Origin of the sequence: Lacrimispora sp., assembly GCF_047605665.1 — a bacterium.
GTDB lineage: Bacteria > Bacillota > Clostridia > Lachnospirales > Lachnospiraceae > Lacrimispora.
Map to the genome: position 1 here is coordinate 16,439 of NZ_JASGFH010000011.1, position 26,983 is coordinate 43,421.

Sequence of the window (26,983 nt, forward strand, 5' to 3'; positions counted from 1 at the left end):
TTCCTCCTTATTTAATGTCAGCAGAAGCCAACGTGTAGTTTTGAAGAATGTGACCGCCCAGCAGATGCTCTTTGTAAACTTCTTCTGCCTTCTCCGGTGTCATATTAATATAAGTGATCTTATCCTTGCCGGGCTCTAAGATCTCTACGATTGGTTCGTACTGGCATAAACCGATACAGCCTGTCTGTGTGACGGAAAAACGGTCGTTCATATGGTTTTCCTGAACCAGGTCTGACAATTTACCCAGAACAGGTCTTGCGCCGCTGGCGATGCCGCAGGTTGCCATTCCCACTAAAACCCGTGTGCGCCCATGGTCTTCTTCCCGCATGGTTACCTGATTTTGCATCTTCTCCCGAATTGCTTTCAATTCTTCAAGAGTTTTCATGTTATTCCTCCAATTCCGACGGGCCTATATGGCCGCGCCTCCGTCTGTCTCTGATTTGTTTTCACTGAGATATTCCTTTATGTAAGTCCTCACCTCCGGCATATCAAAGGGGATTCCCCCCAGTATTTCCCGGAAGCTTCTGGTATCCAGTTCAAAAGAACTGTCATTATAGCGATAAATGTAGAGAAAATCTGTATCCGGATGACAGGTGATCAATGTCTCAATGGTGCTGTTAATATCTCCGAGAGGCATCCGGTCAATGTGGGACAGACCGAATACAGCCGTGACCACAGTTCCCTTTCCCGGCTCTGAATCAATGGAAAAGCTGCCTCCTGTGCTTTCCGCTGCATACTTAAAAAACGGAACGCCAAGGCCTACCTTTCTGGTCTTGCGGGTGGTAAAAAAGGGATCAGTCACCTGTTCTGTCTGTTCCCTGGTCATACCGCAGCCATCGTCTTTGATGGTGACTGTCAGTAAGTCGGCGGCAGTATCGGCGGCAACGGAAATGGTGACCAGCGAGGCCCCCGCCCGTGTGGAATTCTCCGCCACATCCAGGATATTTAAAGAAATCTCTGTCATCATATGCTGAAAGTCCTATTCATACTTGGCAAGAATGCCCGGAACATCTTCAGGAGCCAGCCTTCCGTAAACATCGCTGTTTACCATCATGACAGGTGCAAGGCCGCAGGCGCCTACGCAGCGGCAGGAGTCAAGAGAAAACTTGCCGTCAGGAGTGCATTCGCCGTTGGTGATTTTAAGGATGTCTTCAATCTTGTGGAAGATGTCCCCGGAGCCCTTTACATAACAGGCAGTTCCCAGACAAACGGACACCTGGTATTTCCCCTTTGGCTGAAGGGCGAACTGAGAGTAAAAAGTTGCTACGCCGTAGATCTTTTCGAGCGGAATCCCTGTTTCATCAGAAATCATGGTCTGTACTTCGATTGGAAGATAGCCGTAGATTCCCTGGGCCTTCTGCATGATGGGCATAAGAGAGCCCTTTGTGTCTTTAAGCAGAGCAATTGCTTCTTTTAAAGCGTCTTCCTGCTCCTTTGTGCCGTTAAACTGGACACCTTGTTTTTTACAAGCCATTTGATAGCCTCCTTAAAAAAGTGTTTATGCAATGTAACTGATATTTTACCACGTTATTGATAAAAAATCCATAGTTTGAATGAAGGATGACAAAAAAATAACAGGGTTTCATACTGATATTCCTATACCTGCCGGAATATTTATGATATAATTATCAATATTGTCAATAAATGAGGGAGTTTTGAGGAAAAAAAGCGGAGGAGAGTGGTATGATGACTGTAAAAGATGTGAGAGACATACTGGGTGCCAAGGTCCTGGCGGGAGAAAACCATTTAGAGGATGAGGTCCGGAGCGCATGCGGAGCGGATATGATGAGCGATGTTCTGGCCTTTTCCAAGGATCACTCGGTCCTTCTCACCGGACTGTGCAACCCCCAGGTCATCCGGACGGCGGAGATGTTGGACATTGTCTGTATTGTCTTTGTCAGGGGGAAGAATCCGGATGAGTCCATGCTTAAAATGGCGGAGGAGAGAAACTTAATCATCCTCTCCACCGGACATAGGATGTTTTCGGCCTGCGGAATGCTCTATCAGGCGGGGTTAGACGGAGGTGCGGTGTGATGGAGGACATGATCACGTTTCAATATAAGATATCTCCTGAGGATTTTACCAGGGCAGGAGAAGCCAGCAGTGATGTAAAAAGCAAGTTAAAAAGCATGGGAGTCAGCCCGGAGGCAATACGCAAGGTGGCCATTGCCATGTATGAAGGGGAGATCAACATGGTCATCCACGCCCGCGGCGGAGAGATCACGGTCAATGTGACTACAGAAAAAATCGAGATGATTTTAGACGACGTAGGCCCCGGAATCCCTGATGTGGAGCTGGCTATGCAGGCCGGATATTCCACGGCTCCTGATGCCGTGCGGTCCTTAGGATTTGGCGCGGGCATGGGCCTTCCCAATATGAAACGGTATTCGGATGAGATGGATATTAATACGGTTTTAGGGGAAGGAACCACCATCCGGATGGCAGTGAACCTGTGAGTTTGATATGGGTTCAAATGGAAATACCCTTCGGGTATCCCATCATGCCCGGAAAGCGTGGGCAGTAATATGGAAGCACCCTGCGGGTATCCCATCATGCCCGGAAAGCATGGGCAGTAATATGGAAGCACCCTGCGGGTATCCCATCATGCCCAGAAAGCGTGGGCAGTAATATGGAAACGAGGTGACAAGGTGGATAAATTTTATCATTCGGTAAGGCTTGATCCAGACCTGTGCATGGGCTGTATCAACTGCATCAAGCGGTGCCCTACCCAGGCGATCCGGGTGAGAAACGGAAAGGCGCAGATCAACAGCAAATTCTGTATTGACTGCGGGGAATGCATACGGGTCTGTCCCCACCATGCAAAGCTTTCTGTCTATGACAGGATGGAGGACATAAAGCCTTATGAATATACGGTAGCCCTTCCTGCCCCTTCTCTCTACAGCCAGTTCAATAACTTAGATGATGTGAACATCGTTTTAAATGCCCTGCTGTTCATGGGCTTTGACGATGTTTTTGAAGTGAGTGCTGCCGCTGAGTTAGTCAGCGAGGCAACCAGGGAGTACTTAAGCGAAAATCCGGAACGGCTTCCTGTGATCAGCACAGCCTGTCCTTCGGTGGTGCGCCTGATCAGGACAAAGTTTCCCAATCTGATTCCCAACCTTCTGCCTTTGAATCCTCCGGTGGAGGTGGCCGCCATTCTAGCAGCCCAGAAGGCCATGGAAAAGACCGGGCTGGACCGGGAAAAAATCGGGATCATATTCATTTCTCCCTGTCCCTCCAAGGTGACTTATGCCAAGTCCCCTCTGGGAACGGATCACAGCGAGGTGGATAAGGTCCTGGCCATAAAGGATATTTACCCCCAGCTTCTTTCCTGCATGAAGGCGGTGGGAGATGATCCGCCTGAAATCGGAAGCTCCGGAAAGATCGGTATAAGCTGGGGAAGAAGCGGAGGAGAGGCCAGCGGACTTTTTACAGAGGATTATCTGGCTGCCGACGGAATTGAAAATGTCATCAGGGTTTTGGAAGATATGGAGGATCAGAAGTTTACAAACTTGAAGTTTGTGGAGTTAAACGCCTGCAGCGGAGGCTGTGTCGGCGGAGTCCTCACTGTGGAAAATCCCTATGTTGCAGAGGTAAAGTTAAAGCGCCTGCGCAAATACATGCCTGTGGCCAGAAACCACATGCAGATGGATTCGGAGAAACTGGTCAAATGGACCAGCCAGGTTCAGTACGAGCCTGTATTCCACTTAGGCGATACCATGATGGAAAGCTTTGTGCGCTTAAACAAGGCGGAGAGGATTTTAAAGAAGCTGCCCGGCTTAGACTGCGGCTCCTGCGGAGCTCCTTCCTGCAAGGCCCTGGCAGAGGATATTGTGAGGGGAGAGGCAACGGAATCGGACTGCGTTTATTTCTTAAGGGACAATGTTCACAAGCTGTCGGAAGAGGTTTCCAGGCTGGCAGCCGACATCGTGGAAGGAGACCGGGAAAGCTATGAGAAGTTTAAGGTCCTGACAAAATATATCCAGAGGATTTCCGATGAAATCACTCTGCTGGACCGGAAAGAGGGGAGAAAGGGCAATGACGGTAAGGGAACTGATTGACAGCGGATTGTTTGGAGTCATAAACAGAGGAGATGACCTTGACAGGGAGATCACAAAGCCTTTTTGCTGCGATCTTTTGAGCATTGCCATGGGAAGGGCGCCGGAAGGATGTGCGTGGGTTACGGTGATGGGAAATATGAACACCCTTGCAGTGGCAGCCCTTGCAGATGCCGCCTGTCTGGTTATGGCAGAGGGGACGGCCCTCGATGAAACAGCTTTAAAAAAGGCGGGGGATCAGGGAATCACGGTGATGAAGACGGAGCTGCCTGTTTTTGAGGCCGCTTATCTGGTCCGCCAAAGGCTGCCCTGACATGAAGCTGTCTTATGATCTTCACATTCATTCCTGCTTATCACCGTGCGGGGATGGGGATATGACACCGGCCAATATCGCCGGGATGGCGGCTTTAAAGGGCCTTGATGTGATCGCATTGACGGATCACAATTCCTGTAAAAACTGCCCGGCTGTAGACCATTTTGCCAGGGAATACGGGATTTTATTTGTGCCGGGAATGGAGATATGCACCATGGAGGAGGTCCATGCGGTATGCCTGTTTCCGGACCTTGAAAGGGCCATGAAGTTTGATGAATACGTGTATGAACGGCTGATTCCATTTCCCAATAAGGAGGAAATATTTGGAAGGCAGCAGATATATAATAAGGAAGATATGCCATGCGGGACGGTGCCGAACCTTCTCATTAACGGCACCCAGATATCTTTTGACAATTTATGGGAGCTGGTCCGGTCCTATGAAGGGGTCATGTTTCCTGCCCATATTGACAAAGCGGCCAACAGCCTGATTTCCAACTTGGGCTTTGTGCCTCCTGACAGCCGGTTTCAGACGGCGGAGGTGAAGGATATTCGTAAGCTTTCAGAGCTTAAAAAGGCCAATCCCTATCTGGAGGGCTGCCGGATTATAACCAATTCCGATGCCCATTACTTAGAGGATATTCAGGAGCCTTTATTTACCATAGAAGTGGAAGAAAGAACCGTGGAAGGAGTGATCCGGGCGCTGCTTTAAAATTGCCCGGATAGAGGAAAGAGGGATATGAAGAGATTAGTACAATGGAGCTTTGGCCTGATGGCCGGGCTGATTGTGACGTTTGCAGCCTCCTCTGTATTTCCGGCCATGGCAGAGGAGACCAATGCGGATCAGGGACAGACAGAGGTCCGCAGCGGCTGGATTGATGAAAATCTTGGACCGGGTGTGGCCCGGTGGGTGGATGAAAACGGGAATGTTTCAGACCAGCCGGGAACCCAGGGACAGACTGCGGGAGAAGAAGGCCGGCAGGCAGGAGAGGGCCAGGGAGGAGAGGCAGCTCAGGGTGCTCAGGAAACCCAGGGGGAACAGGCAGCCCAGGAAGGGCAGGAAACTCAAGGCGCCCAGGAGTCTCAGGAGCAGGTTCCGGCAGGGCGGCAGATCGATCCTGCAAAGCCTATGGTGGCCCTGACCTTTGATGACGGACCTTATGCTCCGGTGGGCAATCAGATCATGGATTGTCTGGCCCTTTACGGCGGAAAGGCCACATTTTTTGTGGTGGGCAGCAGGGTTTTGGCTTATCAGGCGGAGCTGCAGCGCATGATCGCAGAAGGCCATGAGATAGGCAATCACACCTATGACCATAAATATATAACTAGACTGAGCGGAGAGCAGATCGAGAGCCAGGTAAACCGGTGCAGCGATGCGGTGCAGACGGCAACAGGAGTGCGCCCCACTCTTTTCAGGCCTCCGGGCGGGTATATCAGCAGCGCCTCTCTTGCCCATGTCCAGGCTCCGGCGATTATGTGGAGCATCGATACTCTCGACTGGAAGACGAGAAATGCGCAAAAGACCGTGAATGCGGTTATGAGTAAGGTCCGTGACGGGGATATTGTGCTGATGCACGAGCTGTATTCCCAGTCAGGAGCCGCAGCCCTTGAGATCATACCAAGGCTCGTGGATGCAGGCTATCAGCTTGTTACGGTCAGTGAGATGGCCGCTGCAAGAGGAGGTGCTGTCGCCGGGGGAGTCTATTCTCAGTTCTATCCCTGAAAACAGGAGAAGACCAGGCTTTATGCCTCGGTCTTCTTTTTTGCATGCTTTCCTCTGGTCTCATACCTTTGCTTCAGCTTTTGCAAAAAGACGTATTCCAGCACGGCCCTTCTTCCTGCCATGTTGAGGGACATGACATCGGATAACAGGCTGCCTGCCGTGATGCTGTCGATGATTTTTTGGTTCAGAGCAGAAATTCCCTCCCTGCAGTCGGTTCTGCCCATGAGAAAGTCGGCTGAGACACGGTAATGGTCCGCCAGAATGGACAGGGCCCGAAGAGGAAGTTCGCTTTCGCCTGTTTCATATTTGGAATACTGCTGCTGGGTGGTGCCGATTAAATTGGCAATGTCTGATTGTTTTAAGTCTCTGTCTTCCCGCAGGCCGCGAAGAATTTCTAGTGTGCTTTTCATGTATACGCCTCTTTTTTGTAAAAAATAATATCAAACCAACATAAGATGTATTTACAAAAACTAATATTAGATGTAGAATAAAATAATATACACCTAAAATAATTAAAATAAAAGACTTTAAATTATACAAAATGCATGTGTTTTTGCAGGGCTTTTACTGCGAAGGATAAAACAGGTTTTCCGAAGCTTACAAACGGAAGATTTGTCTGGAGGGGATATGAATATGAGGTTTTTTGTACTGCCTTTTACGCCTGTAATTTCCGTGCAGGCTTACCAGCTTTCACAGTTTTTTTCCACTCATAGGGAATCTGTTTCGAATGCTTTTACTTCTGGCTCTCCGGCTGATCCGGGGCCTTTGTATTATTTTACCGTTGCCGTCTTTTTCCTGGCGGCAGTTCTGATCTACAGGAGCCGCCGCAAAAGCCCTCCTGGCATGGAAGCTCTGGCGCGGGCTCAGGTGGTGGAGGATATGCAGGACGCCTTCATCGTCTGCGACAGCCGGTTCTGCTTTCTGGATGCGAATCAGTCGGCCAGGCTTTTGTTTCCGGAACTCAATGATTTAACGCCGGGAGAGGCCATCAAGGATGGAGAGCGGTTTAAAAAAAGCGGAGAGCTGCGGGTGCTGGCAGGAGGAAAGAGGCGGACTTACGAAGTCACCCATACCCATATCCGCAGGCATGAGGGAGGCAGCGGAATCTGCATCATCCTTCATGACATCACTGAAAGGGAAAAGCTGTTAGAGCAGCTTTATATTCAGGCAGCCGTTGATCCGCTGATGAACATTTATAACAGGGGTGCCTTTTTCCGGATGTCCGCTTTGATGGTGGAGAAGGAAAAGGGCTGTTCTTATGCCCTGCTGATGATTGACGTGGATTATTTTAAAATTGTCAACGATACGTACGGCCATCAATGCGGCGATGCAGTGCTGAAGGTTCTTGGAAGGATGCTCAAGGAAAACTTTGGCGGGGAGAATATCGTGGGCCGCTACGGAGGGGAAGAAATGATCGCTCTTTTAAAAGCTGTTTCCCCGCCCCAGGCCCTTGACGCGGCTGAACGTTTTTGTAAGAACATTGAAAGCGCTCCTGTTTTTTACCGGAACTGCATCATAAGGACCACGGTCAGCATTGGAGTGGGATATTCTCCGTCTGGTAAGGACCATCTGCTTCAGGACATGCTGTTCCAGGCTGATCAGGCATTGTATCAGGCTAAAAACGAGGGCCGCAACCGGGCCTGCCTGTATCAGGCAAAGGAGATACCGCTTTAGAAGAATCCGTATCAACCGCCGTAACCGCTGCAAAATTTATCTGGAAAAAATCATTGAATTGAGATAGAATAGAATGCATATGATTTGAGGAGATAAATACGAGATGAAAAACCCACTGAATTACCAGGTTACGGAATACGACTGCGGTCCCACCACCGTGTTTAATGCGATGAGCTATCTTTTCCGGAGAGAGCAGGTCCCGCCGGATATCATAAAACATATTATGCTTTTTTGTCTGGATTCTTATAACTTAAAAGGGGAGTTTGGAAAAAGCGGAACTTCCCAGATGGCCATGATGTTTTTAAGCAACTGGCTCAACCAGTTCGGGAAGGTGAAAAAATTTCCCATTCAGAGCGAATATCTGACAGGGGAAGAGGTTTATATAGGGGAAAACAGCCGGATCATATATGCCCTGCAGCAGGGGGGCGCTGTGGTAGCCCGCGTCATGTACGGCTGCTGGCATTACGTGCTTTTGACAGGAGCTGATCAGGAACACGTCTATTTGTTTGATCCCTATTTCAGAAAAAAGCCTTTTAAGCAGAAGGAGATAGAGCTGGTTACGGATATGCCTTACAGCAGGAACCGCTGTGTGCGCTGGGAAATGTTCAACAGCACGGGAAAGGAGCCTTATGCGCTGGGCCCGAAGGAAATGAGGGAAGCCACCATTATCTTTAACAAGGATACCCAGAAGAAGGCATCTGATACCATTGAATATTTTATCTGACAAAAAACGAAGAGCCGTCATCTGCGGCTCCTTTTTTGCTTTTAAGTCTTGTCTGACTTTTTCTGGATTTTCGTATATTGAAAGGTGTAGACTTCCCCGTCTTTAATGGCCTGCATGGAGACTCCATAGCTGGCTGGCTCTCCATCGCATAGAAGTTCCCAGTAAGCTTCCCCTTTTTGAATATCTGCTTCCCTGCCGTTTACGGAAGTGACCAAAAGCCCTTCTTCCTCTGAGGCGGTTCCTTCTATCTTCAGACTGGGAATGGATTTAATGGCGTCTGAGAGAAATTGGGCCTCCGTGGTGATCTGGTAATGGTCCTTGGACCCGTCTTCATATACCACGTCAATGGATATACTTTTGGTTCCTGCCATGGGAACCGGTCCTGTTACGGAATAAATCACCAGCAGCAGCGCCAGGACTGCAATTGCGGCGCAGGCCCCGATGAGGGGGGAGCGCCTTTTCCATTTGTTCATGGTACGCGACTTCCTTTTTTGTTATTAGAATGTATGGATAAGTATAGCATAAACCGGGAGCCTGCCGCAAGGGAAGAATTTTTATCTTTTCATTAAGAGTTTCCTGTCTTATAATAAAGGAGAATTGGAAAAAAGAAGGTGGAAGACCATGGTTGAAAAGAATCGTATGCTGGAAGAAGTGGCAGCTTGTGACAAGCTTTTAATTGGAATCGGAGAAGAGTGGAAAAAGGAAGCAGCGCCGGACATCGGCAGCCTTTATGAAAAAATGGGAAGGCTGATAGAGGGAAAGGATTATTTTATCATCACCACAGTCACAGACGGGGAGATATTAAACTCCTCCCTGGAGCCGGGCCGGATCACCGCTCCCTGCGGAAATGTGACCTGGAGGCAGTGTTCCAAATCCTGCACCAAAAATATCTGGGAGCAGGGAGAAGTGGCTGATGATATCTGCCCTTACTGCAAGGCGCCTATGACCGGCAACACCATTGAGGCGGAAAACTACATCGAAGAGGGGTACCTGCCCCAGTGGAATGCATATACAGGCTGGCTGGCGGGAACGCTTAACAAAAAACTGCTGATTCTGGAGCTGGGAGTGGGCTTTAAAACGCCTACGGTCATCCGATGGCCATTTGAGAAGACCATATCCGTCAACAGAAAATCCCGCATGTATCGCATTCACGGAAAATTCGCCCAGCTTCCGGAGGAAATTAAGGAGCAGGCAGAGGGGATTTCGGAAAATTCTGCGGAATTCTTTCGTTGTTTATAAGGAGGTTTTCCGTTGTGAATTGTCAGAACCTGTGTTAAAATGTTGGAAAAAGGCGTAAAGAGGTGGAGCCCATGATAGCGATAATTGACTACGATGCTGGAAACTTAAAAAGTGTGGAAAAAGCCCTGACCGCATTGGGGGAAAATCCGGTGGTGAGCCGGGATAAGGAAACCATCCTTTCCGCGGACAAGGTGATTTTGCCGGGCGTGGGGAACTTTGGCGCCTCCATGGAAAAGCTTCATCAGTATGGACTGGCAGAGGTGATCCGCCAGGTGGCTGAAAAGGGGACGCCTCTTCTTGGAATCTGCGTGGGATTTCAGCTTTTCTTTGAGGGAAGTACGGAGAGTCCGGGGGTGAAGGGGCTTTCTCTGTTTCCGGGGGAGTTTGTGAGATTTCCTGATGCCTCAGGGCTTAAGGTGCCTCACATGGGCTGGAACAATCTGGATATCAGACACGGTGCAAGACTTTTTAAAGGGCTGGAATCAGGGGCATATGTCTATTTTGTCCATTCATATTATTTAGAAGCAGGCCGGGAATCCGATGTGGCAGCATCGGCAGAATACGGTGTTAAGTTCGTCGCCTCCGTGGAGCGGGAAAATGTATTTGCCTGCCAGTTCCATCCGGAAAAGAGTGGTGACACAGGTTTGAAAATATTGAAAAATTTCATCGAACTGACATAAAGGAGGGGCCGGATGCTGACAAAGAGAATTATTCCATGCCTGGATGTGCATAACGGAAGGGTAGTGAAGGGCGTTAATTTTGTGAATTTACAGGATGCAGGCGACCCGGTAGAAATCGGAGCCGCTTACGATAAGGCAGGAGCCGATGAGCTGGTATTTCTGGATATCACCGCTTCCTCTGACAACCGCAATACGGTGGTGGATATGGTGCGCCGGGTGGCGGAACGGGTGTTTATCCCCTTTACCGTAGGCGGCGGAATCCGCACAGTAGAAGATTTTAAGATGCTTCTCAGAGAAGGAGCCGATAAAATATCCATCAATTCCTCTGCCATCAATACGCCCCGCCTGATTTCCGATGCAGCGGATAAGTTTGGACGCCAGTGCGTGGTGGTGGCCATTGATGCCAGACGAAGGGCTGACGGCAAGGGCTGGAACGTGTTTAAAAACGGCGGCCGGGTGGACACGGGTCTTGATGCGGTGGAGTGGGCAGCAGAAGCTGACCGCCTGGGAGCGGGGGAAATCCTGCTGACCAGCATGGACTGTGACGGAACAAAGGCCGGATATGACGATGAGTTAAACCGCACCATTGCAGACCTGGTTTCCGTTCCTGTCATCGCATCGGGAGGAGCCGGGACCATGGAGCATTTCCGCCACGCCTTGACGGAAGGGAAGGCAGACGCAGCTCTGGCAGCTTCCCTGTTTCATTACAAGGAATTGGAAATTATGGAACTGAAGCGTTATTTGAGCGGTGAAGGTGTACCGGTGAGGCTTTAGAAGCATTTAGAAACAAAGGAGAGATATCATGGGAGCAATACAGAACGATTGGCTTGAGCCCTTAAGCGGGGAGTTTAAAAAGCCGTATTACAGGGAACTTTATCAGAAGGTGAAGCATGAATATGAAACCTCTACCGTTTTTCCGGAGCCGGATGACATATTCAATGCCTTTGAGGTCACTCCTCTTTCCAGGGTCAAGGTGGTGATTCTGGGCCAGGACCCTTACCATAACAACGGGCAGGCCCATGGCATGTGCTTTTCCGTAAAACCGGAGGTGGACACTCCGCCTTCCCTGGTGAATATTTATCAGGAGCTTCGGGATGATTTAGGATGTGAGATACCCAACAACGGGTATTTGAAGAAATGGGCGGACCAGGGTGTCATGCTCTTAAACACGGTTCTCACCGTACGGGCCCATGCGGCCAATTCCCATCAGGGAATCGGATGGGAGAAGTTTACGGATGCGGCCATCCAAATTCTCAATGAACAGGACCGTCCCATGGTATTTCTTTTGTGGGGGCGTCCGGCTCAAAACAAGAAGACCATGCTGACCAATCCCAAACATCTGATTTTAGAGGCCCCCCATCCCAGCCCCCTTTCCGCATACAGAGGATTTTTCGGCTGCAAGCATTTCAGCAAGACCAACGCCTATTTAGAGGCCAACGGGCTGGAGCCCATTGACTGGCAGATTGAAAATATTTAAGAAGACAGGGGAAACACAATGAATTTTGTTGAGATTTTAAAGGTGATTGTTCTGGGAATCGTAGAGGGATTTACGGAATGGCTTCCCATCAGCAGCACAGGACATATGATTCTGGTGGATGAGATCATCCATTTAAACCAGCCCTCTGATTTTAAAAACATGTTTCTTGTAGTCATTCAGCTGGGAGCCATACTGGCGGTGGTGGTCTTATACTTTGACAAGTTAAATCCCTTTTCACGGGGGAAAAAGCCGGCCCAGAAACAGGCAACCCTGGTTTTGTGGTCCAAGATCGTTCTGGCCTGCATTCCGGCGGCAGTGATCGGATTTCTGGTGGATGATATCCTGGAAGAAGATCTGATGAACGGGTATGTGGTGGCAGCCACCTTGATTATCTACGGCGTTTTGTTTCTGGTCATTGAAAACAGGAACCAGTACAAAAGCTTTGAGGTGAAGAAAACAGCGGATATTTCCTATCAGACGGCCCTTTCCATCGGTTTGTTCCAGCTTCTGTCCCTGATTCCGGGAACCTCCCGGTCAGGAGCCACTATTTTAGGAGCCATGATCTTAGGCTGTTCCAGAGCGGCTTCCGCGGAATTTTCCTTTTTCCTGGGGATTCCCATCATGTTCGGCGCCAGCTTTTTAAAGATCATCAAATACGGCCTGAACTTTACCGGTTCCCAGGTATTTTATCTTCTTCTGGGCATGGTCATCGCCTTTGTGGTCTCTGTTTATGCCATCCGTTTCCTGATGGAATATATCAGACACCATGATTTTAAATTCTTTGGGTATTACCGGATTGTTTTGGGAGCAGTGGTATTTTTATATTTTATCATCACAGCCCTTGTGGGTTAGGGCACAGGTAAAAAGAGAGTTGGCAGCCAGCATGTTTCTGGTGTCAACTCTCTTTTGATTGATGCATCATATTCAGTTCCTTTCTGACCGATCATGGTTGAAATAGCATCCCGATCCGTCCTTCCGCGGCCTGTTCGTCAATGCCGTCGAAAGAAAATTGTAAGTTCCGGTTCTGCGTGTTAAGCCCTTTTTTCATCTCGGCGTAGTCCTTGACGTTTACTTTTGTTAAGCCATAATCAATATAGATTTCACAATCAAAAGAATTGGCCGTGTTGATCAAAAGCGCCAGAGGAATAGGGGTACAACGCAGCATGATATCGACTTCCTTTGTCCGCATATGCATGCCTCCTTTTCCTGATGTCCGGATAAAACCCGGTGTGAACGTTTGTCTGCAACTGCATGAGGGGTTCGCTTGGCATCAACAGGATGAGAATCAGGTAACTGATTCTATCTCTATTCTACCATTAATTATTAGAAAAACAAGAGAAAAAAGAAAAAAAGTTAAAAAAATGTCCTTGCAATCCATTTGTGAACAGAAATGTCCTGGTAGTCCTTGCAAGGACATTATATTTAAGAAGGGATGAATTTATGCGTATTCCGCCGTTATACTGCTGTTTACCGCTCTTCCCGGAAGTAGGGCTGGCCTAAGCTGGCCGGAGGCTGGTGCTCCCTTTTCTTTCGCAGGCTGGTGATGATGAGCACGATGACGGTGACTGCGTAGGGAAGAGCCTTGAATATTTCCTGGGCTCCCCGGTTCAGTCCCGGAATGTAAAGATAGAGAATGTAAAGGCCTCCAAAGAGGAGGGACCCCCAGATTGCGTTTACCGGTTTCCAGAGAGCGAAGATGACTAAAGCGATGGCCAGCCAGCCCCTGTCCCCAAATCCGTTGTTGGTCCAGGTTCCCCCGGAGTATTCCATGACGAAATACAGGCCGCCCAGGCCGCTGATTCCGCCTCCGATGCAGGTTGCCAGATATTTGCAGGCGGTTACGTGGATTCCCGCCGCATCAGCAGTAGCAGGGCTTTCGCCCACGGCCTTTAAGTTTAAGCCCTTCCTGGTCTTGCTTAAGAATAAGGACAGGAGTATAGCCAGCACAATGGCCAGATAGGTCAAAAAGCCATAGGAAAACAGCATCTGGCCCACAGGCCCCAGCTTTGACAGCATGGGAACGGGCGTTTTAAATGCCGCGCCCGTCACAGCCACGGAAATCTGTCCCACGCCTCCGGCCAGCTTTGCCAGAGAGCCTCCGAAAAAGTTTCCAAAGCCCACGCCAAAGGTGGTCAGGGCAAGGCCCGTTACGTTCTGGTTGGCCCGCAGGGTGATGGTCAGGACGCTGTAGACCAGACCTCCCAGCGCGGCGCAGAAAAAGGCGCAGAGGAAAGAAATCACCATCCCGGTTAAGCCCCTCGGAGAAGCCACGGAATTTTCGTATAAAAATGCGCCGATGAGTCCGGCAATGCCTCCCATATACATCATGCCGGGAATTCCCAGATTCAAGTTCCCTGATTTTTCTGTCAGGATTTCCCCCAGAGCCCCGTACAGGATGCCGATGCCCTGACCGATGGCCTTTTGAATGAATATTACCAAAAATCCCATGATTTTTATCTCCTCTCTAATTTGCCGAAGGGTGTTTCCTGCCCCGGAGGTTCACCTGATAATCAATAAAAAATTCACAGCCTAAAATAAAGAACAGAATAATGCCTGTGATGACATCAGAAGCGTTTTCATTTAGATTAAACTGAGAAGCGATCTGCCCTGCCCCTTTTTGCATGAACACCAGGAAAAAAGAAACCAGAATCATGGCAAAGGTGTTGAATTTGCTGAGCCAGGATACGATGATGGCCGTAAAGCCCCGTCCCCCGGCAGTGCTGGTTGAAATAGTATGGCTGGCGCCGCTGACGATAATGAAGCCAGCAATTCCGCAGAGAGCTCCGGAAAGGGCCATGGTGCGCAGTATGACTTTTTTGACGTGGATTCCCGCATAGCGGGCCGTGTTCTCGCTTTCGCCCACCACGGAAATCTCATATCCGTGCTTGCTGTACTTTAAGTAAATGAACATGGCCGCAGTTAAGATCAGGACGATCACCAGATTCCAGCCGTATTCCATGCCGAATACTTTGGGAAGCCAGCCGCTTTTCGTGGCTGAGTTGATGGTTCCTACAGAATTGGAGCCCTTGGGATTTTCCCAGAAGATGATTCCAAAGGTGACCACCTGCATGGCCACGTAATTCATCATCAGGGTGAACAGCGTTTCATTGGTGTTCCAGTAAGCCTTAAAAAAGGCGGGAATAAAAGCCCAGACAAGGGCGGCAGCGGCGCTTCCCAGAAACATGAGGGGAAAGAGCACCAGAGGAGGAAGGGTATTTCCCAGATAGATCATCATGGCTGCGGAGGCAATGCCGCCCATGAGCACCTGTCCCTCGGCTCCTATGTTCCAGAACTTCATTTTAAAGGCCGGGGTGATGCCCACGGCAATGCACAAAAGCACCAGGGTATCCCTGACCGTCATCCAGGCCCTTCTCTTTGTTCCCACAGCCCCGTCCAGAATGCTTTTGTAAACTTCTATGGGGTTGAGCCCGGTGAGGGCGATGATCACTGCCCCGCAGACGATTAAGGACAAAAGGACGGCTGCGATCCGTATGGACCACGCCTTCCAGGGCTCTATGGATTCCCGTTTTGACATGTGGAAAAATGGTTCTCTCATCCTGCTCATGGGTTTTCACCTCCTGCTTTTGTCATCAGCCTTCCGATCTCTTCCTTGAGGGCAGTTCTTCCGTCCACAATGCCGGTGATTTTTCCGCCGCACATGACGAGAATCCGGTCACACAGCTCCATGAGCACATCTAAGTCCTCCCCCACGCACAGGATGGCGGTTCCCTGCTTCTTCTGTTCATTGAGCAGGCCGTAAATGGTGTAGGAGGAATGGATGTCAAGTCCCCTGACGGGATAGGCCACTAAGAGAACGGCAGGAGAGGAGGATATCTCCCTTCCAACCAGCACCTTTTGTACATTTCCGCCTGAAAGCTTCCGCACAGGGGTAGAAGTGCCGGGGGCAGCAATTTCAAGCTCATCGATCAGTTTTTCCGCCAGGGCCCTCGGCTCTTTGCGGTCTGTAAAAAAGGAGCGCCCCTTTTGATAGCTTCTGAGCATGACGTTATCCGTTAAGTCCATGGACCCTATCAGCCCCATGCCCAGCCGGTCTTCCGGAACAAAGGAAAGCCTCACCCCGGCTCTGGCTATTTCAGCAGCCGGCATAACCGTCAGTTCCATCTCTTCCCCTTCCGGAGGAAAATACGTAATGGAACCGGAAACCGCAGGGATGAGCCCGGCGATGGATTCCAAAAGTTCCTTCTGGCCGCTTCCCGCCACGCCTGCAATGCCCAGAATCTCACCGCTAAAGGCAGTAAAAGAAGCTTCTTCCAGCGCTTTCGTTCCCTCCCTTCCCAGGCAGGTTAAGCCTTTTATCTCCAGACGCTTTTGAGGCGCCTCCGGCTGGGGGCGCTCTATGTTTAAAACCACTTTTTTCCCCACCATCATTTCCGTCAGGGATTCTTCCGTGGCCTTTGCAGTCTCCACGGTTCCGATATACTGTCCCTTGCGGAGTACGGATACCCGGTCAGAGAGCTCCAGGACCTCATGGAGTTTGTGGGTGATGATGATGATGGAATGGCCTGCCTCACGCATGTTGCGAAGGACGGCAAAGAGCCGCTGGGCCTCCTGAGGAGTTAAGACGGCTGTCGGTTCATCGAGGATCAGGATGTCCACGCCCCGGTACAGCATCTTGACGATCTCCACAGTCTGCTTCTGGGAGACCGACATGGTGTATATCTTCTGGTCAGGGTCTAACTCAAAGCCGTATCTGGCGGTAAGGCTGTTGATCTTGTCCGCAATGGCCCTCCGGTTTAAAAGCTCTTTGCCGGGCAGGCCCAGAATGATGTTTTCTGCTGCGCTCAGCACCTCTACCAGCTTAAAATGCTGGTGGATCATGCCTATCCCCAAGTCAAAGGAATCCCTTGGGGAGCAGATGGTGACCTCTGTTCCGTTGACGGTGATCTGGCCTTCATCGGGGTAATAGATTCCGGAAATCATATTCATGAGCGTCGTCTTTCCGCTTCCGTTTTCCCCTAAAATGGACAAAATCTCCCCTCTTTTTACAGACAGGCAGACCTTGTCGCTGGCGATTACTTTTCCGAACCGCTTGGTGATATTTTTCAGTTCAATGGCATACTTCTCGTTCACCCGTTCACCTCCGTATTCATTATTAACAGTAAAAAGCGGGCCAGGAGATCTGGCGCCGCTTTCTGGCCCGATTCATTTTCTTCGGTCTTAATTGTCAATGGTCGTGATTCCGTCGATCAGTATGTCAAATGCCGGTGCGGAACCGTATACGGATTCGTGGAAATATCCGTCTGAGATATATTCCACATCAATTCCATCTTTTTTATAAGTATCCAGCTTCTGTCCTCCTACGGTAAAGGTGGAAGTGTCGAATACGTGGAGAGTTCCTGCGGTGATTGCGCTCTCCACTTCCTTCACCTTTTCTTCCGTTTTGGGAGCGATCACAGCCTGATTGAGCTCTGTAATGGAGTTTGCCCCTTCCTTGTAGCCCTGGCACCAGTCCGTCTCAAAGGCTTTGCCGTCTATGACGCTCTGTACCGCATAGGTCACATATGGAGCCCAGTCAATGGCTGCGGAGGTCAAGGCCGTATCAGGAGCAGTGGCGATCATGGAAATGTTATAGCCCACACATGGAACTCCTGCAGCCTCAGCAGCAGTAGGGGCGCCGGTGGTATCTGCATGCTGGCTTATGAGTACGCAGCCGTTGGAGATCAGGGCATCGGCAGCCTCTTTTTCCAAGTCAAAGCTGGACCAGCTGTTGGTGTACTTCACTTCCATAACAGCCTCCGGGCATACGGAGCGCACACCCAAGAAAAAGGAGGTGTAGCCGCTGATAACCTCGGCAAAAGGATAAGCGCCCACGTATCCCACCTTTACGGCATCCTTGCTCACCTTGCCTTCTTCGATCATCTGGTTCAGTTTAAGCCCTGCCACAACTCCCGATACGTAGCGGGATTCGTAAACATTGGTGAAATAGTTATGCATATTGCTCAGTCCGCTTAAAGCAGCCTGATATCCGGTGGCATGGCAGAACTGCACATCCGGGTATTCCTTGGCAGCTTCCAGAATATACGATTCATGGCCGAAGCTGTTGGCGAAAATGATGTTGCAGCCCTGATCAGCCAGGTCCATGGCCGCATCCCCGGCGGTTTCATCCTCCGGAACATTCCATTTTATGATGACCTGATCATCGGATAAGCCAAGAGCTGCCTTCATATCCATGGCTCCCTTGTAATGGGCAGCCGTATAGCCTTCATTTTCATCTCCGATGTAGATAAATCCCACCTTTAAATCTTCTTTTGCTGCCGGCTTCACGTCTCCGGCTGCCTGGGCCTGTCCGCCTGCCGTTGTGGTCGCTGCTTCTGATGACTTGGCTGCTGCCGTTTCCCCGCTTCCGGATGAGGCGCTTGAGTCTGCGGCGCCTCCGCACGCCGACAGGGCCAGGGCAGTGAGCCCCGCTAAGGCCAGGACTGTCAACTTCTTCAATTTCATAACTGTTCCTCCTTGACAAATATGTTTTTAAAAATCAAAAAGCGCCGGGCTGCCGTGTAGACATGCCTGACGCTTTTGTCATTTTTTGAATATGGATTAGTATATCATCCTCTTCTTTATTGTCAATATGAATCCTGTACTTCCTAATATTCGAACTGAAACAGTTATTTTTATTAGTTTTTATACGCTTTCAGCGATTTCATAGATCAAACGCTCAGAGTCCTCCCAGCCCAGACACGGGTCTGTGATGGATTTTCCGTAGCAGTGCTCGCCTACCTTCTGGCTTCCCGGCTCAATATAGCTTTCGATCATCAGTCCCTTTACCAGGGCATAAATTTCAGGGGAATGCTTCCTGCTGTGAAGAACTTCCTTGGAAATACGGATCTGCTCCATGTATTTTTTGTTGGAATTGGAGTGGTTGGCATCTACGATACAGGCCGGATTCACCAGGTCGCGTTCGCTGTACATCTCGTGAAGGAGGAATAAGTCCTCAAAATGGTAGTTGGGGATGCACTGGCCGTGTTTGTTGACCGCACCTCTTAAGATGGTGTGGGCCAGGGGATTTCCCTTGCTCCTCACTTCCCAGCCTCTATAGGTGAAATCGTGGTGATTCTGTGCGGCCACAACGGAGTTGAGCATAACGGACAAGTCGCCGCTGGTGGGGTTTTTCATGCCCACGGCAACGTCGCATGCGCTGGCGGTCAGACGGTGCTGCTGGTTTTCCACAGAACGGGCTCCGATGGCGATGTAGGACATGATATCGTCAAGGTATCCTAAGTTTTCCGGATAAAGCATCTCGTCGGCTGTGGATAAGCCGGTTTCTACGAGAACCTTCATGTGCATCTTGCGGATAGCGATAAGCCCTTCCCGCAGGTCCGGTTTTTTCTCAGGATCAGGCTGGTGAAGCATTCCTTTATAGCCCTCACCGGTTGTCCTGGGTTTGTTGGTATAGATGCGGGGAACGATGATCAGACGGTCCTTTGTCTTCTCCTGTACTTTTATGAGACGGTTTGCATAATCAGAAACAGAATCCTCATTGTCAGCAGAGCAGGGTCCGACGATAACAAGGAATTTATCACTTTTTCCGGTGAGCACATCACTGATGGCCTGATCCCGTTCTGCTTTTTGTGCTGCTGACTCTGCCGGCAGCGGGAATTGTTCCTTGATTTCTTCCGGGCTTGGCAGATTATTAATATATTGAAATCCCATAATGTCCTCCTCTGTATGTTTCCGATTTATTTTTTGTTGATTATATAACAGAACACAGGAAAAATCCAGCATTCCTTAAAAATTTGGCAATGTGCTTCCCTTAGGTGTTCCTTTTTACGGAAAAATGGTGTATGATTGCAGAGAATGACAAAAGGAAGGGTGTATTTCTATGGAAAGATATTGGAATTGGGAAGGAAACTATATCGGTGTAAGACAGAGAGATTATCTGGCTGCCTGCGACGGGATAATTCTTGGAAAATTCTATGGGAAGGAAATTTATGACAGAAACGGAAATTACATCGGAGAAATAGGAAAAAATAACAGGCTGATTAAAAATAAAACAAAAGAAAGCTTTCGCCGTCCGGGTTTCAGCTCTTATGTGAAAGGGACCATAACAGCACCGTTTAAAAGCTGTGACCCTTATCCCATGATTCCGGGCTACGAAGACTTTTTGCGATAAAAGGGAGGAGAAGCTGATGGCAGGGGTGGTGGATTTAAGCAAGCTGACAGCGGGAAAAAATTTGACGGAGGTGGAGGAGGGCGTTCTCCGCTACATCATTGAGCACATCGATTCCATGCTTAAAATGGGAGTGCGGGGCGTTGCAAAGGAAAATTTCACCTCTACCTCCACCATTATGCGTCTGACAAAAAAGCTGGGATACGGCGGGTTTGTGGATATGTATTACAAACTGCTGCCCCTTGTAAACCGGGTCCAGGACAATGAGGACACGGGAATGCATTTTATCAGCAGCTTTTGCAGCAATTCTCTTTTAAAATACAATTCTTATGAAGATATCCAGGAATTTGCCGGGCGTATCCTGGGGCTGGAGGGAGGATACGTGTTTTTGTATGCAACAGGATTTTCTGCCATCCCTGTTGAATATATGACAAAAAAGCTTCTGGTTCTGGGGATTAAATGCATTTGCTCCAATGGAATGGATTCCATCGGCGTTTTTGAGAACAATCTGGAGAATATGAAGATGCTGATCGTGGTTTCCAGGTCCGGAGAAACGGGCTGGGTGGCAGACCGGGTGAAAACCGCCAGGGAGAACGGCATTTTTACCGTATCTTTTACCAATGAGGCGAGAAACCGGGTCAGCTCCATGACGGATATGCAGTTTTGCATTGAGGACAGCAATAAGCTGGATGACAGGAATATGATGGCAAACACATTCTTCCCCAATGTGATTATGCTGATGGAGCTTTTGATTTATGAGTACCACAAAGTGCTCCAGAATGAAGGCAAAAAAGAAGAATAGAGGTTCCGGATGCGTCTGAAAGGGCGTCTCCGGGGCCTTTTTTGTGAAACTGGTTACTACCTGGGATAACAAGTTCCTATCCCCTTCCAAAGTATATACAAAGGCCGGGGCGGCGTCTATAATACGGATATGAATTTCACGTGGAATGAAAAAAGAAGTAATGAAACATTCATATTGGAGGAAAAGACAATGAAAGAGAAAGTGATGGATCAATTACAGCGCTTTTCAAAGGCCATGTTCATCCCGGTTTTGATTCTGCCTATCGCAGGTATTTTAATCGCTGTCGGAAACTTATTTACCAATGCAAAGCTGCTGGAGCTTCTGCCCTTTTTGGACAATCCGGTGACAAAGGGCTTTGGCACCATTTTATCCGGTTCCCTGGTGGCTATTTTAAACAACCTGGGGCTGATTTTTTGTGTGGGTCTCGCTGCCGGACTTGCGGGAAAGAAAAAGTATGAGGCAGGATTTACGGCTCTTTTGGGATTTCTGGTGTTCATCAATGCCATGAATAAGTTCATGACCCTGACAGGAATCATGTTTACGGGAGAATCCTTAAGGGGAACGGGTCAGGCCATGGTCCTGGGCGTACAGATTCTGGACATGGGGGTGTTCCTGGGAATCATTCTCGGCATTGTCACTGCCATCGTCCATAACAGATTCTGTGAAACAGAATTCCAGAATGCCTTCCAGATTTACGGAGGCTCCAGATTCGTATTCATCGTATTGATCCCTGTAACGGTTCTTCTGGCAGTTGTGCTGACCTATGTCTGGCCTTTTGTCCAGCTTGGAATTACGAGCCTGGGCGGATTTATCAACCGTTCCGGAAACTTTGGAATCTTTATTTACGGCGCCCTGGAACGTCTTCTCATCCCTACAGGCCTTCATCATCTGGTTTATACCCCGTTTTTATACACCTCTCTGGGAGGCGTTGAAACCATTGGAGGACAGGTGTTTGAAGGGGCCAGAAACATTTATTATGCGGAAATCGCAGACCCTGCTGTGGAAGTCCTGTCTAAGTCCGTAATCTGGGATGCCAGGGGAATTTCTAAGATGTTCGGCTTAATGGGCGCCTGCCTTGCCATGTACCATACGGCCAGACCGGAAAACCGCAATAAGATAAGGGCCATTTTGATTCCAGCCGCATTTACTTCTTTTATTGCAGGCGTTACAGAGCCCATTGAATTCTCCTTTATGTTCGTGGCTCCCATCCTGTTTGCCGTTCATGCCGCTTTAAGCGGACTGAGCATGGCGGTTCTCAATATCTTAAATGTCCGAGCCATCGGCCCCAACGGTTTTCTGGATTTCCTGCTTTTTAACGTGCCTTTAGGAGTCCACAAAACAGGCTGGCCCATGTACATCGTGACAGGACTTGGATTTTTTGCGGCTTACTACGTTATATTCCGCACCCTCATCACAAAGCTGAATTTAAAGACCCTGGGACGTGAAACGGAAGGCATGGAAATGAAGCTTCATTCCAAAGCAGAATATAAAGAAAAAGTGGCGTCCGGGAAAGATGGAAAAGCCGGGGAAGATGTGGATGCAGCCTTGATTGTGGAGGCATTAGGCGGCGCCGGAAATATCGAAAAGGTGGACAACTGCTTTACCCGCCTGCGTCTGATTCTCACAAATCCGGACCTGGTTCAGGATGAAGTTTTAAAAAATGAAACCGGAGCCAACGGTGTGGTAAAAAAGGGAAATAACGTTCAGGTCATATACGGCTTAAGAGTGACTGCTGTGAGAAAAGCTGTCGATGAAGAATTAGGGAACAGTGAAAATAGCTGATGAATCAAGGAAAGGGAGGTAAATCATCATGAAGAAATTTTCAGTCGTAATCGCCGGAGGCGGAAGCACTTATACACCCGGCATTGTAATGATGCTGATGGATAATTTAGACCGGTTTCCCATCCGCTCTTTAAAGCTCTACGACAATGACAAAGAGCGTCAGGAAACTCTTGCAAAGGCCATAGAAATCCTCATGAGAGAGATTGCGCCGGAGGTGAAGTTTTCCTACACTACAGACCCTGAGGAAGCCTTCACTGATGTGGATTTCTGCATGGCCCATATCCGGGTAGGCAAGTACGCCATGCGGGAGCTGGATGAAAAAATCCCCTTAAAGTACCGCGTGGTAGGCCAGGAAACCTGCGGCCCCGGCGGCATTGCATACGGAATGCGTAGCATCGGCGGCATGATGGAGCTGATTGACTATATGGAACAGTATTCTCCTGACTGCTGGATGCTCAATTATTCCAACCCGGCTTCCATCGTGGCTGAAGCCTGCCGTGTATTAAGGCCCAATTCCAAGGTCTTGAATATCTGCGATATGCCTGTGGGAACCAAACGCCGCATGGGATTCATTGTGGGCAGGGACCCTAAGGACATGGATGTGAAATACTTCGGGCTGAATCACTTTGGCTGGTGGACCAGCGTAAAGGATAAGGATGGAACCGACCTGATGCCTCAGCTTTTGGAGTATGTGTCCAAAAACGGATATCTGACGGAAAAAGCCGTGGAAACCCAGCACATGGATGAAAGCTGGCAGCAGACCCATAAAAAAGCAGCCGATTTATTAAAGCTGGAGCCCAATTTTCTGCCCAATACGTATTTGAAATATTACCTTTACCCGGATTATGCAGTGGAGCATTCCGATCCCGGCCATACCAGGGCCAACGAGGTCATGGAGGGAAGGGAAAAAGAGGTATTCGGCGCTGCAAAGGCCATTGTACAGGCCAACACGGCAAAAGGCGGAGAGTTCACCATTGACAACCACGCTTCTTTCATTGTTGACCTGGCCTGCGCCATCGCCTATAATACCAGGGAGCAGATGCTCTGTATCGTGGAAAATAAGGGAGCTATCGCCAATTTTGACCCTACCGCAATGGTAGAAGTGCCCTGTCTGGTGGGAAATGAAGGCCCGGAACCTTTATGCCAGGGAAATATCCCCACTTTTGAAAAGGGAATGATGGAGGAGCAGCTTGCAGTAGAGCGTCTGGTGGTGGAAGCCTGGATAGAAGGAAGCTATTTAAAGCTGTGGCAGGCCCTGACTCTGTCAAAGACCGTGCCCAGCGCTTCCGTAGCCAAACAGATTTTAGATGACCTCATAGAAGCCAACAAGGGATACTGGCCGGAATTAAAATAAGGCTTTTCCAGCCCCGCCGGATAAAAAAGCCTCTTGACAAAAGGGAAAAAACCTCATATACTAATCAATAATTTCATAACCAAAGAAAAGCTTTGATAAGAACAAGTAGCAATGCAGGGACCATACAGAAAGCAGCCGGCAGATGAGAGGCGCATGGAAAGCGGATTGTGAATACATCTTTGAGCTTCACACCAAACGGCAGAACTGCCCAGTAGGCTGTGACGGATTCCCGCACCCGTTATTGTGCTAGAGTATCCCATGAGGTACTCAAAGAGGTAAGCAGCGCGAGCTGTTTATAAACTTAAGGTGGTAACACGAGACTTTGGCCTCGTCCTTTTGATAGGACGGGGCTTATTTTTGTCCCAGAAAGAGAAAAGGAGAAGCAGCATGAAGATCTATGAAGAGTTAAAAGCCAGGGGGCTGATCGCCCAGGTGACTAATGAAGAAGAGATCAGCAAAATGGTCAATGATGGGAAAGCCATATTTTATATCGGCTTTGACCCCACGGCAGACAGCCTCCACGTAGGGCACTTTATGGCATTGTGCCTGATGAAGCGCCTTCAGGAAGCAGGCAACAAGCCCATCGCCTTAATCGGCGGCGGAACCGGCATGGTGGGCGACCCTTCCGGACGCAGCGATATGCGCCAGATGATGACAGAGGAAATTATCCAGCACAACTGTGACTGCTTTAAGGAGCAGATGAGCCGTTTCATTGACTTTTCCGAAGGAAAGGCCATGATGGTCAACAACGCAGACTGGCTCATGGAATTAAATTACGTTGATTTTCTCCGGGAAATAGGCCCCCATTTTTCCGTTAACCGGATGCTGACGGCTGAGTGCTATAAGCAGCGTATGGAAAAGGGCTTAAGCTTTTTGGAGTTCAACTACATGATCATGCAGAGCTATGATTTCTATGAGTTATTCAAGCGCTACGGCTGCAACATGCAGTTCGGCGGCGATGACCAGTGGAGCAACATGCTTGGCGGAACCGAACTGATCCGAAGGAAGTTAGGCAAGGACGCCCACGCCATGACCATCACCCTGCTGTTAAACTCCGAAGGCAAGAAGATGGGAAAGACCCAGTCAGGAGCCGTGTGGCTTGATCCCGAAAAGACCTCTCCCTTTGATTTCTACCAGTACTGGAGAAATATCGGTGATGCTGATGTGTTAAAATGCCTGCGCATGCTGACATTCCTTCCCATCGAGCAGATCGATGAAATGGACCAGTGGGAGGGCAGCCAGTTAAACCAGGCAAAGGAAATCCTGGCATATGAGCTGACCAAGCTGGTTCACGGGGAAGAAGAGGCCGAAAAGGCACAAAAGAGCGCAAGAGAGCTCTTTGCCGGCGGCAATGCGGAGAACATGCCTACCTGTGAGATGGAAGAAGCGGATTTTAACGAGGGAACCGTGGACATTCTGACCCTCCTTCAAAAATCCGGTCTGGCTCCCACCCGTTCTGAAGCGAGGAGAAACGTAGAGCAGGGCGGCGTGACTGTGGAAGGAGAGGCTGTTTCCGATATCAAGGCTTCCTTTACGAGAGAGCAGTTATCCGGCCAGGGCCTTGTGGTAAAACGGGGAAAGAAGAAATTTGTAAGAGTGACTGTAAAATAAACAGGGACACAGATATGGCTGCCGCAAGTCCACTTTGCGGCAGCCATTTTTTTAAGGCCACACCGGTTCTAATTCCGGGTCCTGGAGGGAAAGGATGAATTGCAGCTTTTCCTCCGTATTATGTAATTGGTGAAGAGATTCGTACTCTTCATTGAGCCTGGCGTACACGTCCAGTATGGGCTTACAGCGGTCGGCTGTAGCGTCGAGAATCATATCCAGGTTTTCTATGGTCAAGTCCACGATGGAAGAATCCAGAAGACTGGCGTTTTTCATATTGGTGAGAATGGTTGTGATTTTTTCCTTTGGGAAGGAATCCTTATAGCTCCTTTTTCCGGTTAAGGCGCTGATGATATCGGCAATGGCAACGAGGCGCTCCATCACGGTAAGCTCCCTGGCAGTGAGCCCCCTTGGATAGCCGGAGCCGTCTAACTTCTCATGGTGGCGCAGGGAAATCCGCTGAATGGTCTCATCAATGGCGCCCCCGAATATTTCTTCGGTAAGGTCTACATGGGTCATCATGATGGACATGGCCTGAGAGCTCAGTTTTCCCGGAAATTCAAGGATTTCCATAGGAATGGCTATTTTCCCCAGGTCGTGAAGCAGGGAACCGCAGAGAATCTGGTTGATCTGGGATTCAGGAAGGTCCAGCAAAAGGCCCAGCTCATAGCTGATACTGGTGGTAGTTATGGTGTGGGTTGCGGTGTAGGAACTTCGAAAGTCTATGAGAAATACCAGCATTTTCAGATAGTCTGTAGTCTCTTCCGTGGAAAGGGGGATGCTGGTCAAAAAGTCAAAATAATCCGGGTCTACTCGCTGTTCTTCTTCGATGGGCTGGGTGAGGTCCAGCTTTACGGCTAAATCCACCAGATGAGGGGCGTAAGCGGTCCCTCTTCCTTTGATCAGTGAATCCCTGGTATCCTTCCAGGACTTTCCTTCCACTGACATGGATACATCGATCCGGTCTGCAATGTGTATGATCTGGGCAGTATCCTTGATGGAAGAAGTCAGCTCTGCCTGTCCTTCCAGAGAGTTCCAGGCTGAATGGTGAAAGAGGATTGCGGGAGCCAGCTTCTTCAGCGGAGAAAAGTACCGGATAAACAGATAACCGTAGGAACAGTGTCCCCAGACGTTTTGCGTTTCAAATTGAAGCATTCTGGAGATTTCTTCGGTTTTGTATGCTCCGATATCGTGGATGTGAGCGAGAAGGCAGAGGTCCCGCAGGTCCATGGCGGAGCAGAATCCTGCTTTGTGAAGCATTCGGAAAACGATATAGGCTACCCTTGAACCGTGTTCCGTAAGACGGGGCTCTATGTTGCTGCAAAAGCGGCGCATGATGCCTATAATACTTTTATTATTTAAAGTATTAGTATATTGCATTCTCATCTGTGAATCCTCCCGGTGAAATCACCATTTTGACATTA

At 49.3% G+C, this 26,983-nt stretch carries 30 protein-coding genes and 1 other annotated feature; of the genes, 18 read left to right on the forward strand and 12 right to left on the reverse strand.

Features of this window, described 5'->3' with window-relative positions:
* Positions 1 to 7 precede the first annotated feature (7 nt).
* Genes QM657_RS10410 through QM657_RS10420 form a run of 3 tightly spaced genes read right to left on the reverse strand, consistent with a single transcriptional unit; the run spans position 8 to position 1,474 of the window.
* Positions 8 to 385 carry a (2Fe-2S) ferredoxin domain-containing protein gene (locus QM657_RS10410; RefSeq protein WP_415066577.1) on the reverse strand — a complete coding sequence of 126 codons (378 nt, stop codon included), beginning with the start codon at positions 383 to 385 and terminating at the stop codon, positions 8 to 10.
* Positions 386 to 409: 24 nt separating this feature from the next.
* Entirely contained in the window at positions 410 to 967 is a 558-nt protein-coding gene (locus QM657_RS10415; protein WP_415066578.1) for an ATP-binding protein, read from the reverse strand.
* Positions 968 to 979: 12 nt separating this feature from the next.
* Complete coding sequence (locus tag QM657_RS10420) at positions 980 to 1,474, reverse strand: NAD(P)H-dependent oxidoreductase subunit E (RefSeq protein ID WP_367567355.1); 495 nt, start codon at positions 1,472 to 1,474, stop codon at positions 980 to 982.
* Positions 1,475 to 1,686: 212 nt separating this feature from the next.
* On the opposite strand from QM657_RS10420, the gene QM657_RS10425 reads away from it, so the two are divergent.
* The 6 genes from QM657_RS10425 to QM657_RS10450 all read left to right on the forward strand — a co-directional run bounded on the left by QM657_RS10425 (position 1,687) and on the right by QM657_RS10450 (position 6,091).
* Positions 1,687 to 2,034: a DRTGG domain-containing protein gene (locus tag QM657_RS10425; RefSeq protein WP_415066708.1), complete on the forward strand. Its 348-nt coding sequence runs from the start codon at positions 1,687 to 1,689 to the stop codon at positions 2,032 to 2,034.
* A complete protein-coding gene (locus QM657_RS10430; protein ID WP_415066709.1) occupies positions 2,034 to 2,456 on the forward strand; it encodes an ATP-binding protein in 423 nt (140 codons plus the stop codon). The genes QM657_RS10425 and QM657_RS10430 overlap by 1 nt, the downstream gene beginning before the upstream one ends.
* A 192-nt stretch (positions 2,457 to 2,648) precedes the next feature.
* Positions 2,649 to 4,061, forward strand: a complete 1,413-nt coding sequence (locus QM657_RS10435; RefSeq protein ID WP_415066579.1) for a [Fe-Fe] hydrogenase large subunit C-terminal domain-containing protein — start codon at positions 2,649 to 2,651, stop codon at positions 4,059 to 4,061.
* On the forward strand, positions 4,039 to 4,371 hold the full coding sequence (locus tag QM657_RS10440) for a hypothetical protein (protein WP_415066580.1): 333 nt from the start codon (positions 4,039 to 4,041) through the stop codon (positions 4,369 to 4,371). Before QM657_RS10435 ends, QM657_RS10440 begins: the two co-directional genes overlap by 23 nt.
* Before the next feature lies 1 nt (position 4,372).
* Complete coding sequence (locus QM657_RS10445; RefSeq protein ID WP_415066581.1) at positions 4,373 to 5,080, forward strand: PHP domain-containing protein; 708 nt, start codon at positions 4,373 to 4,375, stop codon at positions 5,078 to 5,080.
* Between the two features lie 27 nt (positions 5,081 to 5,107).
* A complete protein-coding gene (locus QM657_RS10450; RefSeq protein WP_415066582.1) occupies positions 5,108 to 6,091 on the forward strand; it encodes a polysaccharide deacetylase family protein in 984 nt (327 codons plus the stop codon).
* Positions 6,092 to 6,111: 20 nt separating this feature from the next.
* Here the strand turns inward: QM657_RS10450 and QM657_RS10455 are convergent, their stop codons facing one another.
* A complete protein-coding gene (locus tag QM657_RS10455) occupies positions 6,112 to 6,501 on the reverse strand; it encodes a helix-turn-helix domain-containing protein (RefSeq protein ID WP_415066583.1) in 390 nt (129 codons plus the stop codon).
* 223 nt (positions 6,502 to 6,724) lie between these two features.
* On the opposite strand from QM657_RS10455, the gene QM657_RS10460 reads away from it, so the two are divergent.
* Positions 6,725 to 7,765, forward strand: coding sequence for a diguanylate cyclase (locus QM657_RS10460; RefSeq protein ID WP_415066584.1), 1,041 nt, complete (start codon positions 6,725 to 6,727; stop codon positions 7,763 to 7,765).
* 103 nt (positions 7,766 to 7,868) lie between these two features.
* On the forward strand, positions 7,869 to 8,489 hold the full coding sequence (locus tag QM657_RS10465; protein WP_415066585.1) for a peptidase C39: 621 nt from the start codon (positions 7,869 to 7,871) through the stop codon (positions 8,487 to 8,489).
* A 41-nt stretch (positions 8,490 to 8,530) separates the two neighbouring features.
* Here the strand turns inward: QM657_RS10465 and QM657_RS10470 are convergent, their stop codons facing one another.
* Entirely contained in the window at positions 8,531 to 8,962 is a 432-nt protein-coding gene (locus QM657_RS10470; protein ID WP_415066586.1) for a DUF4430 domain-containing protein, read from the reverse strand.
* A gap of 148 nt (positions 8,963 to 9,110) precedes the next feature.
* Here QM657_RS10470 and QM657_RS10475 point away from each other — a divergent pair, with 148 nt between their 5' ends.
* The 5 genes from QM657_RS10475 (at position 9,111) to QM657_RS10495 (ending at position 12,737) form a co-directional block, all read left to right on the forward strand.
* Complete coding sequence (locus tag QM657_RS10475; protein WP_415066588.1) at positions 9,111 to 9,728, forward strand: hypothetical protein; 618 nt, start codon at positions 9,111 to 9,113, stop codon at positions 9,726 to 9,728.
* Positions 9,729 to 9,799: 71 nt separating this feature from the next.
* Positions 9,800 to 10,408: an imidazole glycerol phosphate synthase subunit HisH gene (gene hisH, locus QM657_RS10480; RefSeq protein ID WP_415066589.1), complete on the forward strand. Its 609-nt coding sequence runs from the start codon at positions 9,800 to 9,802 to the stop codon at positions 10,406 to 10,408.
* Between the two features lie 12 nt (positions 10,409 to 10,420).
* A complete protein-coding gene (gene hisF / locus QM657_RS10485; protein ID WP_415066590.1) occupies positions 10,421 to 11,182 on the forward strand; it encodes an imidazole glycerol phosphate synthase subunit HisF in 762 nt (253 codons plus the stop codon).
* Positions 11,183 to 11,210: 28 nt separating this feature from the next.
* A complete protein-coding gene (locus tag QM657_RS10490) occupies positions 11,211 to 11,885 on the forward strand; it encodes a uracil-DNA glycosylase (protein ID WP_415066591.1) in 675 nt (224 codons plus the stop codon).
* Positions 11,886 to 11,903: 18 nt separating this feature from the next.
* Positions 11,904 to 12,737: an undecaprenyl-diphosphate phosphatase gene (locus tag QM657_RS10495; RefSeq protein ID WP_415066592.1), complete on the forward strand. Its 834-nt coding sequence runs from the start codon at positions 11,904 to 11,906 to the stop codon at positions 12,735 to 12,737.
* A 91-nt stretch (positions 12,738 to 12,828) separates the two neighbouring features.
* Here QM657_RS10495 and QM657_RS10500 read toward each other — a convergent pair whose 3' ends face one another.
* From QM657_RS10500 to QM657_RS10525, 6 genes are all read right to left on the reverse strand, one after another.
* Entirely contained in the window at positions 12,829 to 13,074 is a 246-nt protein-coding gene (locus QM657_RS10500; RefSeq protein ID WP_415066593.1) for an HPr family phosphocarrier protein, read from the reverse strand.
* 278 nt (positions 13,075 to 13,352) lie between these two features.
* Complete coding sequence (locus QM657_RS10505; protein WP_415066594.1) at positions 13,353 to 14,333, reverse strand: ABC transporter permease; 981 nt, start codon at positions 14,331 to 14,333, stop codon at positions 13,353 to 13,355.
* 16 nt (positions 14,334 to 14,349) lie between these two features.
* A complete protein-coding gene (locus tag QM657_RS10510) occupies positions 14,350 to 15,450 on the reverse strand; it encodes an ABC transporter permease (protein WP_415066595.1) in 1,101 nt (366 codons plus the stop codon).
* Positions 15,447 to 16,976, reverse strand: a complete 1,530-nt coding sequence (locus QM657_RS10515) for an ABC transporter ATP-binding protein (RefSeq protein WP_415066596.1) — start codon at positions 16,974 to 16,976, stop codon at positions 15,447 to 15,449. Before QM657_RS10515 ends, QM657_RS10510 begins: the two co-directional genes overlap by 4 nt.
* A gap of 87 nt (positions 16,977 to 17,063) precedes the next feature.
* Positions 17,064 to 18,347, reverse strand: coding sequence for a BMP family ABC transporter substrate-binding protein (locus tag QM657_RS10520; protein WP_415066597.1), 1,284 nt, complete (start codon positions 18,345 to 18,347; stop codon positions 17,064 to 17,066).
* 180 nt (positions 18,348 to 18,527) lie between these two features.
* Entirely contained in the window at positions 18,528 to 19,556 is a 1,029-nt protein-coding gene (locus tag QM657_RS10525; RefSeq protein ID WP_415066598.1) for a 3-deoxy-7-phosphoheptulonate synthase, read from the reverse strand.
* 169 nt (positions 19,557 to 19,725) lie between these two features.
* On the opposite strand from QM657_RS10525, the gene QM657_RS10530 reads away from it, so the two are divergent.
* The 5 genes from QM657_RS10530 (at position 19,726) to tyrS (ending at position 25,562) form a co-directional block, all read left to right on the forward strand.
* A complete protein-coding gene (locus QM657_RS10530; protein WP_415066599.1) occupies positions 19,726 to 20,016 on the forward strand; it encodes a hypothetical protein in 291 nt (96 codons plus the stop codon).
* A gap of 16 nt (positions 20,017 to 20,032) precedes the next feature.
* The gene (locus QM657_RS10535) at positions 20,033 to 20,815 is read left to right on the forward strand and encodes a MurR/RpiR family transcriptional regulator (protein ID WP_415066600.1); all 783 of its coding nucleotides are present in this window, start codon (positions 20,033 to 20,035) and stop codon (positions 20,813 to 20,815) included.
* Positions 20,816 to 21,004: 189 nt separating this feature from the next.
* Positions 21,005 to 22,597 (forward strand): PTS transporter subunit EIIC, encoded by a 1,593-nt coding sequence (locus QM657_RS10540; protein WP_415066602.1) that lies wholly within the window; start codon positions 21,005 to 21,007, stop codon positions 22,595 to 22,597.
* 28 nt (positions 22,598 to 22,625) lie between these two features.
* Positions 22,626 to 23,951, forward strand: coding sequence for a 6-phospho-alpha-glucosidase (locus QM657_RS10545; protein WP_415066604.1), 1,326 nt, complete (start codon positions 22,626 to 22,628; stop codon positions 23,949 to 23,951).
* Between the two features lie 83 nt (positions 23,952 to 24,034).
* Positions 24,035 to 24,290, forward strand: a binding site (T-box leader).
* A gap of 48 nt (positions 24,291 to 24,338) precedes the next feature.
* Complete coding sequence (gene tyrS / locus QM657_RS10550; RefSeq protein WP_415066606.1) at positions 24,339 to 25,562, forward strand: tyrosine--tRNA ligase; 1,224 nt, start codon at positions 24,339 to 24,341, stop codon at positions 25,560 to 25,562.
* Between the two features lie 51 nt (positions 25,563 to 25,613).
* On the opposite strand, the gene QM657_RS10555 is transcribed toward tyrS, so the two are convergent.
* Entirely contained in the window at positions 25,614 to 26,945 is a 1,332-nt protein-coding gene (locus QM657_RS10555) for an HD domain-containing phosphohydrolase (RefSeq protein ID WP_415066607.1), read from the reverse strand.
* Positions 26,946 to 26,983: the final 38 nt, after the last annotated feature.

Excerpts from the sequence above, each read along its gene's own strand:
- QM657_RS10410 (WP_415066577.1), bottom strand. The coding sequence starts at position 385 with ATGAAAACTCTTGAAGAATTGAAAGCAATTCGGGAGAAGATGCAAAAT.
- QM657_RS10415 (WP_415066578.1), bottom strand. The coding sequence starts at position 967 with ATGATGACAGAGATTTCTTTAAATATCCTGGATGTGGCGGAGAATTCC.
- QM657_RS10420 (WP_367567355.1), bottom strand. The coding sequence starts at position 1,474 with ATGGCTTGTAAAAAACAAGGTGTCCAGTTTAACGGCACAAAGGAGCAG.
- QM657_RS10425 (WP_415066708.1), top strand. The coding sequence starts at position 1,687 with ATGACTGTAAAAGATGTGAGAGACATACTGGGTGCCAAGGTCCTGGCG.
- QM657_RS10430 (WP_415066709.1), top strand. The coding sequence starts at position 2,034 with ATGGAGGACATGATCACGTTTCAATATAAGATATCTCCTGAGGATTTT.
- QM657_RS10440 (WP_415066580.1), top strand. The coding sequence starts at position 4,039 with ATGACGGTAAGGGAACTGATTGACAGCGGATTGTTTGGAGTCATAAAC.
- QM657_RS10445 (WP_415066581.1), top strand. The coding sequence starts at position 4,373 with ATGAAGCTGTCTTATGATCTTCACATTCATTCCTGCTTATCACCGTGC.
- QM657_RS10450 (WP_415066582.1), top strand. The coding sequence starts at position 5,108 with ATGAAGAGATTAGTACAATGGAGCTTTGGCCTGATGGCCGGGCTGATT.
- QM657_RS10455 (WP_415066583.1), bottom strand. The coding sequence starts at position 6,501 with ATGAAAAGCACACTAGAAATTCTTCGCGGCCTGCGGGAAGACAGAGAC.
- QM657_RS10460 (WP_415066584.1), top strand. The coding sequence starts at position 6,725 with ATGAGGTTTTTTGTACTGCCTTTTACGCCTGTAATTTCCGTGCAGGCT.
- QM657_RS10465 (WP_415066585.1), top strand. The coding sequence starts at position 7,869 with ATGAAAAACCCACTGAATTACCAGGTTACGGAATACGACTGCGGTCCC.
- QM657_RS10470 (WP_415066586.1), bottom strand. The coding sequence starts at position 8,962 with ATGAACAAATGGAAAAGGCGCTCCCCCCTCATCGGGGCCTGCGCCGCA.
- QM657_RS10475 (WP_415066588.1), top strand. The coding sequence starts at position 9,111 with ATGGTTGAAAAGAATCGTATGCTGGAAGAAGTGGCAGCTTGTGACAAG.
- hisH (WP_415066589.1), top strand. The coding sequence starts at position 9,800 with ATGATAGCGATAATTGACTACGATGCTGGAAACTTAAAAAGTGTGGAA.
- hisF (WP_415066590.1), top strand. The coding sequence starts at position 10,421 with ATGCTGACAAAGAGAATTATTCCATGCCTGGATGTGCATAACGGAAGG.
- QM657_RS10490 (WP_415066591.1), top strand. The coding sequence starts at position 11,211 with ATGGGAGCAATACAGAACGATTGGCTTGAGCCCTTAAGCGGGGAGTTT.
- QM657_RS10495 (WP_415066592.1), top strand. The coding sequence starts at position 11,904 with ATGAATTTTGTTGAGATTTTAAAGGTGATTGTTCTGGGAATCGTAGAG.
- QM657_RS10500 (WP_415066593.1), bottom strand. The coding sequence starts at position 13,074 with ATGCGGACAAAGGAAGTCGATATCATGCTGCGTTGTACCCCTATTCCT.
- QM657_RS10505 (WP_415066594.1), bottom strand. The coding sequence starts at position 14,333 with ATGGGATTTTTGGTAATATTCATTCAAAAGGCCATCGGTCAGGGCATC.
- QM657_RS10510 (WP_415066595.1), bottom strand. The coding sequence starts at position 15,450 with ATGAGCAGGATGAGAGAACCATTTTTCCACATGTCAAAACGGGAATCC.
- QM657_RS10520 (WP_415066597.1), bottom strand. The coding sequence starts at position 18,347 with ATGAAATTGAAGAAGTTGACAGTCCTGGCCTTAGCGGGGCTCACTGCC.
- QM657_RS10525 (WP_415066598.1), bottom strand. The coding sequence starts at position 19,556 with ATGGGATTTCAATATATTAATAATCTGCCAAGCCCGGAAGAAATCAAG.
- QM657_RS10530 (WP_415066599.1), top strand. The coding sequence starts at position 19,726 with ATGGAAAGATATTGGAATTGGGAAGGAAACTATATCGGTGTAAGACAG.
- QM657_RS10535 (WP_415066600.1), top strand. The coding sequence starts at position 20,033 with ATGGCAGGGGTGGTGGATTTAAGCAAGCTGACAGCGGGAAAAAATTTG.
- QM657_RS10540 (WP_415066602.1), top strand. The coding sequence starts at position 21,005 with ATGAAAGAGAAAGTGATGGATCAATTACAGCGCTTTTCAAAGGCCATG.
- QM657_RS10545 (WP_415066604.1), top strand. The coding sequence starts at position 22,626 with ATGAAGAAATTTTCAGTCGTAATCGCCGGAGGCGGAAGCACTTATACA.
- tyrS (WP_415066606.1), top strand. The coding sequence starts at position 24,339 with ATGAAGATCTATGAAGAGTTAAAAGCCAGGGGGCTGATCGCCCAGGTG.
- QM657_RS10555 (WP_415066607.1), bottom strand. The coding sequence starts at position 26,945 with ATGAGAATGCAATATACTAATACTTTAAATAATAAAAGTATTATAGGC.